The 13,512-nt window shown below is 69.6% G+C and carries 11 protein-coding genes; 10 read left to right on the top strand and 1 reads right to left on the bottom strand.

Features of this window, described 5'->3' with window-relative positions:
- Window positions 1-140 precede the first annotated feature (140 nt).
- Window positions 141-1,772, top strand: coding sequence for a diguanylate cyclase (locus ACEU5R_RS24580; RefSeq protein WP_392412268.1), 1,632 nt, complete (start codon window positions 141-143; stop codon window positions 1,770-1,772).
- A gap of 41 nt (window positions 1,773-1,813) precedes the next feature.
- Here the strand turns inward: ACEU5R_RS24580 and ACEU5R_RS24585 are convergent, their stop codons facing one another.
- A complete protein-coding gene (locus ACEU5R_RS24585; RefSeq protein WP_392412269.1) occupies window positions 1,814-2,182 on the bottom strand; it encodes a hypothetical protein in 369 nt (122 codons plus the stop codon).
- 336 nt (window positions 2,183-2,518) lie between these two features.
- Here ACEU5R_RS24585 and ACEU5R_RS24590 point away from each other — a divergent pair, with 336 nt between their 5' ends.
- Genes ACEU5R_RS24590 through ACEU5R_RS24630 form a run of 9 tightly spaced genes read left to right on the top strand, consistent with a single transcriptional unit; the run spans window position 2,519 to window position 13,333 of the window.
- Complete coding sequence (locus ACEU5R_RS24590) at window positions 2,519-3,628, top strand: LysR family transcriptional regulator (RefSeq protein WP_392412272.1); 1,110 nt, start codon at window positions 2,519-2,521, stop codon at window positions 3,626-3,628.
- Window positions 3,621-5,147 (top strand): NAD(P)-binding domain-containing protein, encoded by a 1,527-nt coding sequence (locus ACEU5R_RS24595; protein ID WP_392412275.1) that lies wholly within the window; start codon window positions 3,621-3,623, stop codon window positions 5,145-5,147. Before ACEU5R_RS24590 ends, ACEU5R_RS24595 begins: the two co-directional genes overlap by 8 nt.
- The gene (locus ACEU5R_RS24600; protein WP_392412277.1) at window positions 5,144-6,118 is read left to right on the top strand and encodes an ABC transporter permease; all 975 of its coding nucleotides are present in this window, start codon (window positions 5,144-5,146) and stop codon (window positions 6,116-6,118) included. The genes ACEU5R_RS24595 and ACEU5R_RS24600 overlap by 4 nt, the downstream gene beginning before the upstream one ends.
- Window positions 6,115-7,032, top strand: a complete 918-nt coding sequence (locus tag ACEU5R_RS24605) for an ABC transporter permease (protein ID WP_103274883.1) — start codon at window positions 6,115-6,117, stop codon at window positions 7,030-7,032. The genes ACEU5R_RS24600 and ACEU5R_RS24605 overlap by 4 nt, the downstream gene beginning before the upstream one ends.
- Window positions 7,029-8,054, top strand: coding sequence for an ABC transporter ATP-binding protein (locus ACEU5R_RS24610; protein ID WP_392412279.1), 1,026 nt, complete (start codon window positions 7,029-7,031; stop codon window positions 8,052-8,054). Before ACEU5R_RS24605 ends, ACEU5R_RS24610 begins: the two co-directional genes overlap by 4 nt.
- Window positions 8,051-9,145 (top strand): ABC transporter ATP-binding protein, encoded by a 1,095-nt coding sequence (locus ACEU5R_RS24615; protein WP_392412282.1) that lies wholly within the window; start codon window positions 8,051-8,053, stop codon window positions 9,143-9,145. Before ACEU5R_RS24610 ends, ACEU5R_RS24615 begins: the two co-directional genes overlap by 4 nt.
- A gap of 59 nt (window positions 9,146-9,204) precedes the next feature.
- Window positions 9,205-10,776, top strand: coding sequence for an ABC transporter substrate-binding protein (locus ACEU5R_RS24620; RefSeq protein ID WP_392412284.1), 1,572 nt, complete (start codon window positions 9,205-9,207; stop codon window positions 10,774-10,776).
- Window positions 10,777-10,786: 10 nt separating this feature from the next.
- Window positions 10,787-12,136 carry an acyl-CoA thioester hydrolase/BAAT C-terminal domain-containing protein gene (locus ACEU5R_RS24625; RefSeq protein WP_392412287.1) on the top strand — a complete coding sequence of 450 codons (1,350 nt, stop codon included), beginning with the start codon at window positions 10,787-10,789 and terminating at the stop codon, window positions 12,134-12,136.
- Between the two features lie 24 nt (window positions 12,137-12,160).
- Window positions 12,161-13,333: a CMD domain protein gene (locus ACEU5R_RS24630; protein WP_392412288.1), complete on the top strand. Its 1,173-nt coding sequence runs from the start codon at window positions 12,161-12,163 to the stop codon at window positions 13,331-13,333.
- Window positions 13,334-13,512: the final 179 nt, after the last annotated feature.

Here is a 13,512-nt window from a genome sequence, read left to right on the forward strand (position 1 = left end):
CATCTCACGCCTTGTTGATGGTGATCAGAAGCACTGCGAATGTTGCAGGCGAAAATAATACCGCGCAGTAGCCCGGCATGGTGTTCAAAATCGCGTAAATGCTCGCAAACCGGTCGGAAAACTGGCGCTTTTGAAGAAAAATGACGAATCCTCACCGCAGCGCCGCCTCCGCCGGACGGCTTCCCTCCATCCGGCGCGCCTTGCTGCTGCTCGGCATCGCCTGTACGGCGCCGACGATTTTCGTGGCGGCGGGCGCCGCCTACGAAGACTTCCTGCTGCGCAAGGAACGGGTATACGAGGCCGCGCTGGCTTCCGCCCGCAGTCTGGCGGGCGAGCTGGAACGGGAGCTGCGCGGCGTGGAAACCGGCCTGCGCATCCTGGCCACCGAGGACGAACTCCAACGCGGCGCGCTGCCGGCCTTCCATCGGCGGCTGGGCGACGCGCTGCGCCTGCAGAACGTGGACGGCTACATGCTGCTGGACCCGCAGGGCGTGCCGCTGGCCGACAGCGGCATGCCCAATCCCGGGCCGGCGATCCGCAGCGCCCTGTCCGACGCGGCGCTGGCCAAGATGGGACGCGGCCGCGACATCGTCATGGCCGGCCTGTTCAGCACCGCCCTGCACAATGAGCCGATGCTGGCCATCGGCATACCCGTAGAGATCAGTGGCGAAGTGCGCTATGGCCTGTACGCGCAGGTCCGGCCGCAACGCATCGGCCAGGCGCTGCGCCGGCAGGCCATGCCGGATGGCTGGGTAGCGGCGGCGCTGGACGACGACGGGCTGATCGTGGGCCGCACGCGCGAGGAAATGCGCTACGTCGGCCAGCACGCGGTGCCATCGCTGGCCGCCGCCGCCGCGCGCGAACGCGAAGGCACGCTGCGCAGCGAAACCAAGGAAGGCATCCCGGTGCTGACCGCCTTCAGCCGCAGCAGCGACGGACGCTGGACCGTGGCGGTCGGCGCGCCCCTGTCCGCCCTGACGGCGGACCTGTGGCGCTCGCTGATCTGGGGCGCCTGCGCCGGGCTGGCCATCATCGCCGCCGGCATCTGGGCGGCCTACCGCCTGGCGACCCGTATCGAGCATGCCGTGGCGGCGCTGGTCCCGCCGGCGATCGCGCTGGGACGCGGCGAGGCCATCGACGTGCCCGAAAGCCGCTACAGCGAGACCGCCATGCTGGGCCGGTCCCTGCTGCACGCGTCCCGCATGCTGTCCCAGGCCCGCCGGCAGGCGTACCACGATCCCCTGACCTCGCTGAGCAATCGCCTGCTCTTTTGCGAACTGGCGGCCCGCGCGCTGGCCGCAGGCGAGCGCAGCGCCCGGCCCGCCGCGCTGCTGGCGCTGGACCTGGATCACTTCAAGGCGGTGAACGACACGCAGGGGCACGGCTCGGGCGATCTGGTGCTGAAGATCGCGGCGGAACGCATGAGCGCCGCCTTGCGCGCCACCGACATCGTGGCGCGCTTCGGCGGCGACGAGTTCGTCGCGCTGCTCGATGGCGCCGACGTGGATACGGCGCGGGATGTGGCGCGCAAGCTCAACCAGGCGCTGGCCGAACCCTATCCCGGCATCCTCTCATCCGTCACGGCCTCGATCGGCATCGCCTGCTTTCCGCGGGACGGCAGGCATCTGGAAGCGCTGCTCGCGCAGGCCGACGGCGCGCTGTACGCGGCCAAGGCCGCCGGGCGCAACCGCTACGAAATGGCCTCGTCCTCGAGTGCGACAAATCCGACACTAGGCGCCAGAGCGGTCCGGGAGCCCGCCGCCCTGTCATAGGCCCGGAGCGCTGGACCGGGCGCCAGCAGCGGACACCGGCGCTAGTTCAGACGCTCGAAGCGCCACTCGCCCATGAGCAAGCCCGCAGTGCCGCTGATGCGATAGTCATAGTGCTTGCCTGGTTCGACCCGCAGCTCGTGATACTCGACGGGTTCGGACACGTTGAAGTACTGGATTCCGATCTTGCGCATGCCGGCAGGCACGCGCAGCACCGCCACCCGGTTGGCATCGACATTGACCACATGTCTGCCATCCAGATAAATGAGCACATTGACGGCCGCCCCAGAAACGCCCGCGTCGCGCGCGATTCGGATCTCGCCCTTGTCCGGCGCGGACTGCATCAGCGACGGATCCAGAAAGGCCGACGCAGGCGCCCTGGGCCCGGTCTCGACATCGACTGGCACGGTCATGCAGCCCGCCAGCGAGGCGCAGATCAACAGGGCAGAGCAATATCTGATCATCAACTTCCACTCTCCTTACGGCAGTTCGCGCGGCAGGCGCATTGTGCCCGATCCCGAGGCGCGGCCCGCCTGCCACAGGCCGGATCAACGCCCCTGGCCGGCCAAAGAATGCACGCAGTCGCGCACGCCTCGGCGTGGCAGGCGCCCCCATCCCGCTGATAAATAACTGAAAGTAATGAGTTTCCAAGGGAAAACCCCAGAAAGGGAATTTACTTATGCCCTTTAATTATTTGCCGGACGCATACTGCAAGCGTAAGAATTCGTCCTTAGCATAAGTCAAGCCAGATGGAACTGCGTCAACTCGAGGCCTTCGCGGCCGTCATGTCCACCGGCAGCGTCACCGCCGCCGGTCGCCTGCTGGGCCGGTCGCAGCCCGCGATCAGCCGGCTGCTGCAAGAGCTGGAAGCCGAGATCGGCTACGCCCTGTTCTCCCGCAGCGGTCCGCGCGTGACCCCCACCGAGCAAGGATTCCTGCTGTACGAGGACGTGGAGCGGGCGCTGGCCGGCATGCGGCAGATCCGCGAGCGCGCCGGCGAGATCGCGCGCGGCCAGGCCCAGCCCCTCTTGATCGCCGCCACGCCGGCGCTGGCCGCCGGCCTGGTGCCCGCCGCCTTGCAGCGCATGCAGGCAGGCGCGGACGCCGCCCGCCTCGTCGCCGATCAAGCCGCCCCCCCAGACCCGCACCCAGCCGCCCCTGTCGGCCCAGGCCGCATCCAGCTGCGCAGCGCCTCGCCCGAGCGCGTGGTGCACGCGGTGCTGACTGGCGCCGCCCAGCTGGGCGTGACCAGCCTGCCGCTGGAGCATCGCGGCCTGACGGTGCACTGGATCGGTCAGGCCGCCTGCGTGGTCGCCTTGCCGGAAAACGATCCGCTGGCCGCGCACGACGTGGTGCCGGTATCGGCGCTGGCCGGCCGCCGGCTCATCACCATGGCCAACCCCTACCGCCTGCGCCGCCGCCTGGACGCCGCGCTGGCCGCCAACGCGCCGGCCGCCGGCACCATAGAGACCAACTCGTCCATCAACGCGCTGGCCGCCGTGCGCGCCGGCCTGGGCGTGTCGGTGCTGGAGCCGGTCACCGCCTACGGCACGCCCATGCCGGGCGTGGCGATCCGTTCCATCGACCTGGACATACCCTTTTTCTTCGGCGTCATCACGCCGCAGGCCCAACCGCCCTCGTCCGCCTGCCTGGCCGCCGCCGCCACGCTGGCCGAGGCCGCCGCCGCGCTGCTGCCCGGTTTCGTCCGGCATGACGCCTGCGAACATGGCGCGCTGCTGCAATCTGTCTACGGCGACGACGCGCCCAGCCTGCCCGACGGCCCCGGCGACGCCGCCGTCGCGCCTGCACCGGCCCGCGCCGCCGACGCCCCCAATACGGAAACACCCCGCCATGACTAAGCCCGACGCCGGCCTCGCCGCGCTGGAAACGCGCCTGCGCCAGGACCTGTCCTGGCTCGAACTCCCGGCCAAGAACTGGGTCACGCCCCGCCTGGAAAACGGCCAGCCCGTGCTGGACGTGGCCATCATCGGCGGCGGCATGGCCGGTCTGGCCGCGTCCGCCGCGCTGACGCACCTGGGCGTGAACGCGCCCATCTTCGACCAGTCGCCCGAAGGCTATGAAGGCCCCTGGGCCACCACCGCGCGCATGGAAACGCTGCGCTCGCCCAAGCAGCTGACCGGCCCCGCGCTGGGCCTGCCGGCACTGACCTTCCGCGCCTGGTTCGAGGCCCAGTTCGGACTGGAAGCCTGGGACGCGCTGGACAAGATCCCGCGCCTGCAATGGATGGACTACCTGCGCTGGTACCGCCGCGTGCTGGGCCTGGACGTGCGCAATGAACATCGCGTGCTGGCCGTGCTGCCGCGCGCCGACGGCCTGGTCCGGCTCGATATCGAATCCCCCGCCGGCCGCCACGCGGTGCTGGCGCGCCGCGTAGTGCTGGCCACGGGCCGCGACGGCCTGGGCGGCGCCTACGTGCCCGGCTTCGCGCACAAGATCCCGCGCGCGCGCTGGGCGCACTCGTCCGACGTGATGGACTACGCCATGCTGGCCGGCAAGCGCGTCGGCGTGGTGGGCGCGGGCGCGTCCGCCATGGACAGCGCGGCCACCGCGCTGGAAGCCGGCGCCGCCAGCGTCGACCTGCTGATCCGCCGCGACGACATTCCGCGCATCAACAAGGGCAAGGGCGCCGGCAATCCCGGCCTGACCCATGGCCACCTGAACCTGCCCGACGACTGGAAGTGGAAGATCCGCCACTACATCAACGCCGCCCAGGTGCCGCCGCCGCGCGGCAGCACCCTGCGCGTGTCGCGCCACCCGAACGCCCGCTTCAACCTGGGCTGCGGCGTGCAGGACCTGGCGCTGGTCGACGACGAGATCCGCGTCGCCACGCCCAAAGGCGAGTTCGCGCTGGACTTCCTGATCTTCTCGACGGGCTTTCGCATCGACTGGACAGTGCGGCCGGAATTCGCCGCGCTGGCCCCGCACGTGCGCGCCTGGGGCGACCGCTACACGCCCGCCGCCGGCGACGAGGACCAGGAACTGCATGACTCCCCCGACCTGGGCCCCGCCTTCGAGCTGCAGGAAAAATCGCCCGGCGCCTGTCCCGGGCTGGACCGCGTGCACTGCTTCTCGTACCCGGCCGCGCTGACGCACGGCACGGTGTCGGGCGACATCCCCGCCATCAGCGAGGGCGCGAAGCGCCTGGCCCAAGGCATCGCCGGGCTGTTCTACCGCGAGGACGTGGCCGCGCACTACGCCAACATGGAAGCGTTCTCCGAGCCGGAAGTGTTCGGCGACGAATGGACGCCCGCGCCACCGCCCTCGGCCGTATCCGCGCAGCCGGCAACGGCGGCAGCGCCCACGCAAGCCCGCACGCATACAGCGCCAGCCACCGCCGCCACGGAGACCGCCAAATGACCGGCTGGCTGCTGCGCCGCATCGCGCAAGCCGCGGTGGTGGTGTTCCTGATGACGCTGATCGTCTTCATCGGCCTGCACGCCATCGGCAATCCGGTGGACATCCTGATCGGCCAGGACGTGGACCAGGTGGACCGCGCCCGCATCATCGCCGAGCTGGGCCTGGACAAGCCGCTGTGGCAGCAGTATCTGGGCTTCCTGAACGGCGCGCTGCACGGCAACCTGGGCAACAGCTTCGTCTACAACATCCCGGCCGTGGAACTGGTGATCCAGCGCCTGCCGGCGACCTTCGAGCTAGCCATCGCCGCCATGCTGCTGGCGGTGCTCATCGGCCTGCCGCTGGGCCTCCTGGCCGGCCTGTATCCGGACAGCCGGTACTCCAAGCTGATCATGGCGGGCAGCATCGTGGGCTTCTCGCTGCCCACCTTCTGGATCGCGCTGATGCTCATCATGACCTTCAGCGTGTCGCTGGGCTGGCTGCCGGCCAGCGGTCGCGGGCAGACGGTGGAGTTGCTGGGCTTGCAGTGGTCCTGGCTGACCGCCGACGGCTGGCGTCACCTGATCCTGCCGGCCTTCAACCTGTCGCTGTTCAAGATTTCGCTGGTCATCCGCCTGACGCGCGCCGGCGTGCGCGACGTGCTGCCGCAGGACTACGTCAAGTTCGCCCGCGCCAAGGGCCTGTCGCCGGTTCGCGTGGTGGGCGTGCACGTGCTGCGCAACACCATGATCCCGCTGGTGACGGTGCTGGGCCTGGAGCTGGGCTCGACCATCGCCTTCGCCGTGGTCACCGAGAGCATCTTCGCCTGGCCCGGCGCCGGCAAGCTGATCCTGGACAGCCTGAACGCGCTGGACCGCCCGGTGATCGTGGCCTACCTGATCGTGGTGGTCTGCCTGTTCGTCACGCTGAACCTGATCGTGGACATTCTTTATAAAGTGCTGGACCCGAGGGTGCGGCTGGAGGCCTCGGCATGAGCGCGGCATCAACACCTACCCCGACGCCCGCCCTGCGCCGCGAATCCCCCTGGCGCCGCAACCTGGCCGAGTTCCTGTCGTCCAAGACCGCCGTCGTCGGCCTGGTCGTATCGTTGCTGCTGATCCTGGCCGCCGCGCTGGCGCCCTGGATCGCGCCGCAGAATCCCTATGACCTGCTGCAGATCGACGTGCTGGACGCGCGCCTGACGCCGGGCAGCATGAACGGCCTGGACACCTTCCACTACTGGCTCGGCACGGACGGCCAGGGCCGCGACCTGCTGTCGGGCATTCTCTACGGCCTGCGCATCAGCCTGGTGGTGGGCGTGGGCTCGGCGCTGATCGCAGGCGTGGTCGGCACGCTGCTGGGCCTGCTGGCCGCCTATGCCGGCGGCAAGACCGACGCGCTGATCATGCGACTGGTGGACCTGATCCTGTCCTTCCCATCCATCCTGGTGGCCATGATGATCCTGGCCTACCTGGGCAAGGGCGTGGGCAACGTGGTGCTGACGCTGGTGATCCTGGAATGGGCCTACTACGCGCGCACCGCGCGCGGCCAGGCCCTGGTCGAGCGCCGCCGCGAATACGTGGAAGCCGCCCGCTGCCTGGACATCCCGGACTGGCGCATCATGTTGAAGCACATCCTGCCCAACTGCCTGCCGCCGCTGATCGTCATCGGCACGCTGCAGATCGCGCGCGCCATCACGCTGGAAGCCACGCTCAGCTTCCTGGGCCTGGGCGTGCCGGTGACCGAGCCGTCGCTGGGCCTGCTGATCTCGAACGGCTTCCAGACCATGCTGTCCGGCGAATACTGGATCAGCTTCTATCCCGGCATCGCGCTCCTGATCACCATCGTGGCGATCAACCTGGTGGGCGACCGCCTGCGCGACGTGCTGAACCCGAGGAACCACAAATGAGCGCCGCCCACCAAGACGCGGCCTCGCGCCCGGCCGCCGCGCCCGCGACGCTGGAAGTGCGCGACCTGCGCACCCACTTCTTCACCCGCGCGGGCACGCTGCCCGCCGTGGACGGCGTGTCCTTCACGCTGGAACGCGGCAAGATCCTGGGCCTGGTCGGCGAGTCCGGCTCGGGCAAGTCCGTCACCGGCTTTTCCATCATGGGGCTGGTCGACGCGCCGGGCCGCGTGGTCGGCGGACAGGTCCTGTTCCAGGGCCGCGACCTGACGCAGCTGGCGCCGCGCGAGCTGCGCAAGCTGCAGGGCAACCGCATCGCCATGATCTTCCAGGATCCGATGATGACGCTGAACCCCGTGCTGCGGGTGGACGCACAGATGATCGAGACCGTGCGCGCCCACAGCAAGGTCAGCCGCGCCCAGGCGCGCGAACTGGCCCGCGACACGCTCGGCATGATGGGCATCCCCAGCCCCGAAGAACGGCTGCTGGCCTACCCGCATCAACTGTCCGGCGGCATGCGCCAGCGCGTGGCCATCGCCATCGCCATGCTGCACCGGCCCGACCTGATCATCGCCGACGAACCCACCACGGCGCTGGACGTCACCATCCAGGCGCAGATCCTGTCCGAGGTGCAGAAGCTCGCGCAGCAGCACGGCACCAGCCTGATCTGGATCACCCACGACCTGTCCGTGGTGGCCGGCCTGGCCGACGAAGTGGCCGTGATGTACGCCGGCCGCATCGTCGAGCACGGCACGGTCGACGACGTGCTGGACCGTCCGCAGCATCCCTATACCGTGGGCCTGATCGACAGCCTGCCCAGCAACAACCGGCGCGGCCAGAGGCTGCGCCAGATTCCCGGCATGACGCCCAACCTGCTCAACCTGCCCCTGGGCTGCGCCTTCGCCACGCGCTGCGCGCGCGCCAGCGCCGCCTGTATCCGCACGCCCCTCATCAGCGAGGCCCTGCCCGGCCACCGCGTGCGCTGCTTCCACCCCACCATCCAGATCCGGGAGGTGGCGGCATGAGCAGCATCGAACGCCAAACGGACGAAGCGCGGCGCGATGCCACGGCCAACGCGGCGCGCGACGCGCGGGACGCCACGGCAACGCAGGGCGACGCCACGCCCCTGATCGAGCTGCGCAACGTCAGCAAGCGCTTCGGCGAACGCCCCGTGGGCGCCGCCGGCCGCCTGCTGCAGCGCGCCGGCCTGTCCAAGCCGCCCGCCGTGACCCGCGCCGTGGACGGCGTGGACCTGATCGTGCGCCCCGGCGAAGTGGTCGGCCTGGTCGGCGAATCCGGCTGCGGCAAATCCACGCTGGGCCGCGTCGCGGCCGGCCTGCTCACGCCGTCCGGCGGCGAGGTCCGCATCAACGGCCTGCGCCCCGCCGACATGACGCCGGCCCAGGCGCACCAGGCCCGCCTGAAAGTCCAGATGATCTTCCAGGACCCCTACGCCAGCCTCAACCCGCGCCTGCGCGTGGACGAGATCGTGGGCGAGGCCGCGCGCATCCACGGCCTGGTCGGCCGGGGCGAGTTCGACGACTACGTCAGCGCCCAGCTGCAGCGCGCCGGCCTGGATCCGGCCCTGCGCCAGCGCTATCCGCACCAGTTCAGCGGCGGCCAGCGCCAGCGCATCGGCATCGCCCGCGCGCTGGCGGTGCAGCCGTCCATGCTGGTCTGCGACGAGGCCGTGGCCGCGCTGGACGTATCGATCCAGGCGCAGATCCTGAACCTGTTCATGGACCTGCGCGAGGACCTGGGCCTGACCTACCTGTTCATCAGCCACGACCTGGGCGTGGTCGAGCACCTGTCGGACCGCGTGGTCATCATGTACCTGGGCCGCGTGGTCGAGACCGCCACCGTGGAAGAGGTGTTCCAGCGCCCCAACCATCCCTACACCCAGGCGCTGCTGGCCGAGATCCCCGACCTGAAGTCGCGGCGCAAGGTCTTCACCGCCATCAAGGGCGAGATCCCCAGCCCGCTCAACCCGCCCGACGGCTGCCATTTCCATCCGCGCTGCCCGCATGCGATGCCGCGCTGCAAGACCGAGGTTCCCACATTGAAGGGAATCGCCATCCACCACCATTCCGCCTGTCACTTGAACGACATGCACTGATCGCAAGCGGCTGGCATGGCGCCAGCCCCTGCCGTTCCCCCTCACCAAGGACCCCGAACATGAAACGCCTGATCCTCTCCACCCTGGCCGCAGCCCTTCTGGGCGCGTCCGCCGCCGCCTCGGCCGACAAGCTGTCCATCGGCTTCGCCGACCCGCTGTCCTCGCTGGATCCGCAGCTGAACAACCACGCCGGCGACCGCTCGGTGGCCCTGCATTTCTGGGACCTGCTGATCGAGAACAAGTGGAACAAGCTGCAACCCGGCCTGGCCGTCAGCTGGAAGCCGCTGGACGACAAGACCTGGGAATTCAAGCTGCGCGAAGGCATGAAGTGGCAGGACGGCACGCCCTTCACGGCCGACGACCTGATCTACTCCTACACCCGCGCCCGCGCCGTGCCCGGCAGCGTGGCCACCTACGCCGGCTACCTGCGTACCATCGACTCGATGAGCGCCAAGGACCCGCTGACCCTGATCGTCAAGACCAAGGCGCCCAATCCCGACCTGCCGCTGAACCTGGCCTCGGTGCACGTGGTCAGCAAGCACGTGGGCGAGAAGTCCAGCACCGAGGACTACAACTCGGGCAAGGCCATGGTCGGCACCGGCCCCTACAAGTTCGTGTCCTACACCCCCGGCGACCGCGTCGTCATGGCGCGCAACGACGGCTACTGGGGCGACAAGCAGATCTGGGACCAGGTCAACTACCGCTACATCAACAACGCCGCCGCCCGCACCGCCGCGCTGCTGGCCGGCGACGTGGACGTGATCGACAAGGTCTCGGTGTCCGACCTGGCCAAGCTGCAAAAGGCCCCCAACGTCTCGGTCTATCCCTACGACGGCCTGCGCGTCATGCTGCTGCAGCCCAGCTTCAATCCCGCGTCCAGCCCGTACATCACCGACAACGCCGGCAAGCCGCTGGACAAGAACCCGCTGCTGGACGTGCGCGTGCGCCAGGCGCTGAACCTGGCCATCAATCGCAAGGCCATCGCCGACCGCATCCTGCAGGGCGCCGCCACCGAGGCCAACCAGTGGATGCCCAAGGGCACCTTCGGCTACAACCCCGACGTCAAGGACATCCCCAACGACGTGGCCCAGGCCAAGAAGCTGCTGGCCGAGGCGGGCTTTCCCGAAGGCTTCAAGCTGACCATGCACGTGCCCAACGACCGCTACCCGCAAGGCCCGGAAACGGCCCAGGCGGTGGCGCAGTTCTGGACCCGCGTGGGCGTGAAGACGCAGGTGGAAGTGGTGCCGTGGGCCGTGTACTCGGGCCGCGCCAACAAGAACGAGTTCGCCATGAGCATGCTGGCCTGGGGCAACGGCACCGGCGAAGCCAGCTACGCGCTGGTCAACATCCTGGCGACCGTGGACGCCAAGAAGGGCCTGGGCGCGTCCAACTGGGGCCACTACAGCAACCCCAAGGTCGACGCCGCGCTGGAACAATCCACCTCGGAATTCGACGTGGCCAAGCGTGAAGCCATCCTGCGCGACTCGGTCAAGCTGGTGGCCGACGACGTGGGCATCATCCCGCTGTTCCACTACAAGAACATCTGGGCCACCAAGAAGGGCCTGAAAGTCACCCCCATGACCAGCGACCGCACCGCCGCCATGATGGTGACCAAGGACTCGGGCAAATAAGGCAGGCGACATGGTCCCCACCCTGAGCATCCAGCCCGCCGACGCGCTCATCGACGTGCCGCGCGCCATCCGCGTCGAGCACGTCGCGCCCGGCCAGACCGTCGAGATCACCGCGCTCACCCGCCGCAACGGCGTGCTGTGGCAAAGCCACGCCGCCTTCGTCGCGGGCGAGGACGGCAGCGTGGACCTGACGCGCGACGCGCCCGTCTCGGGCGACTACGCCGGCGTCTCGCCCATGGGCCTGATCTGGTCGCAGTCCCCGGTGGACTCGCCCAGCCGCGAGCACTTCAACCATCCCGTCGCCGAGCCGCTGGTCACCGAGATCGTCGCCCGCGCCGCCGGCGCCCAGGTCCAGGGCCAGTTCACGCAGCGCCTGGCCGCCGAGGGCGTCACGCGCCAGGACGTGCGCGAGCACGGCCTGGTCGGCACGCTGTACCTGCCCCCAGGCGCCACGCCCGGCTCGCATCCCGCCGTGCTGATCCTGAACGGTTCCGGCGGCGGCATCAACGAACCGCGCGCCGCGCTGTATGCCTCGCGCGGCTACGCCGCCTTCGCGCTGGCCTATTTCAAGGCGCCGGGCCTGTCGGACTACATCTCCAACACCCCGCTGGAATACTTCCAGACCGGCCTGCGCTGGCTGCGCCAGAAAGTGCAGCCCAAGCACGACTTCGTCGCCATCAGCGGCCAGTCGCGCGGCGGCGAACTGGTGCTGCTGCTGGGCGCCACCTTCCCCACGGAAGTGTCGGCCGTGGTCGCCTACGTGCCCGGCGCCGTGGTCCATAGCGGCCAGAACGCCTGCGACCCCAAGATCGGACGCGAAGGCCCGACCTGGCTATTGGGCGGCAAGCCCCTGCCCCACGTCTGGGAAAACAATCGCACCGCCACCTGGGCGCCGTTCGACGAAGGCCCCTCGCCGCACCGCCACGAGAAGGCCATCCTCACCGCCCTGCAAGACCCCGACGCCGTGGCCCGCGCCCGCATCAAGGTCGAGGACATCCAGGGCCCGGTCATGCTGCTGTCCGCCACCGACGACGGCTCCTGGCCGTCCAGCCTGTACTCGAAGATGGTGCGGGACAAGCTGGCGCAAGTGAACCATCCCTACCCCGTCCGGTGGCTGGATTACGAGAACGGCGGCCACTCCATCCTGTTCCCCTACGTGCCCACCACCCAGCTGGTCTATGCCCACCCCGTGTCCGGCAAGATCAGCACCAGCGGCGGCAATCCCAAGGACAACGCCCGCGCCGACCAGGAATCCTGGGAAGGCGTGCTGGCGTTCCTGGACGCGGCGGTGCAGGCGCACGGCGCCGCCGCGACGCAAGCCCGCACCGGCGCCACCGACCAGCCCGGCCGCGCCGGCTGAACGACACACACGGAGACTCATTCCATGGCACAACAACCCATCGTCTACGACGCCGCCCAGGATCTGGTGGACCAGCTCGTCGGCCTGAAATCCGACGACGCCACCTACGCCGTGCGCCATCAGCGCGACAAGGTCGCCGCCGCCACCCAGGGCAGCTACGACGCGCTGTTCGACCCGGCCCTGCCCGGCCTGACGCTGGCCGAGCGCCTGCTGGTCGCGCTGTATGCCGCGCGCCTGACGCCCGCGCCCGAGCTGGCCGCGCACTACCGCCAGCGCGCAACCGACGCCGGCGCCAGCGCCGCCGACATCCAACTGGCCGAGTCCGGCAAGCCGGCGGACGCCGCCGACCCGCGCCTGGCCGCCATCCTGGAATTCACGCGCAAGCTGATCGAGAAGCCCGTCGAGGGCGACGAGGCCGCGCTCAAGACCCTGCCCGCCGCCGGCGTGTCCACGCCCGCCGTGGTCACGCTGTCGCAACTGGTGGCCTTCCTGTCGTACCAGGTGCGGCTGGTGGCCGGCCTGAAAGCAATGCAGGCCCAGGCCAGCCGGCCCGGCCGCGCCGCCGCCACGCCGCCCGCGCCACATCCGGCCAACACCGCCGCCACCGCGCCCGGCGACGCCATCAGGCTGCACGGCTTCACCAATGAATCGCTGGAATGGAAGGCCTGGCTGGACGTGGTCGACCTGGAACAGGCCACGCCCGAACAGATCGCCATCCTGGAAGAAAGCCACCCCAAGGCCAAGGTCTCGGACTACTACCGCTTCCTGGTGCACCAGCCCGAGATCCTGCGACAGCGCTCCACCGCCTTCAACGCCATCATGTACGCCCCCGGCGGCATGTCGCGCGCCGAGCGCGAGCTGGGCGCGACCGTGGTGTCGCGGGTGAATGGCTGCGTGTATTGCGCGTCGGTCCACGCCCAGCGCTTCGAACAGCTGGCCAAGCGCAACGACGTCATCGCCCAGGTGTTCGAGAACCCGGCCACCGCCGGCACCACGGCGCGCGAACTGGCCATCGGCGCGTTCTCGATCCAGCTCACCGACGCGCCGGCATCGGTCAACGCCGACAGCATCCAGGCCCTGAAGAACGCCGGCCTGAACGACGGCGAGATCCTGGACCTGCTGCATTCCGACGCGATCTTCGCCTGGGCCAATCGTTTGATGCTGAATCTGGGCGAGCCGGTCTACGCGGCCGCCTGATCATGCAGGTTCCGGCGCCTTGCGCGCCGGGCATCCCATCCGACGATGTGCGGCGCCGTGCCGCCGGACATCCACTACCGCGCACGTGACCGGGGTGGGATGCCAAACCGCTACGGCGGGGGGGGGGGGGGGGCACCCGGCGGGGCGCCCCCCGCCCGCCAACCCCCCCCAAAAGTACC

The organism is Achromobacter sp. 413638 (assembly GCF_043119405.1).
Lineage (GTDB): Bacteria > Pseudomonadota > Gammaproteobacteria > Burkholderiales > Burkholderiaceae_B > Achromobacter.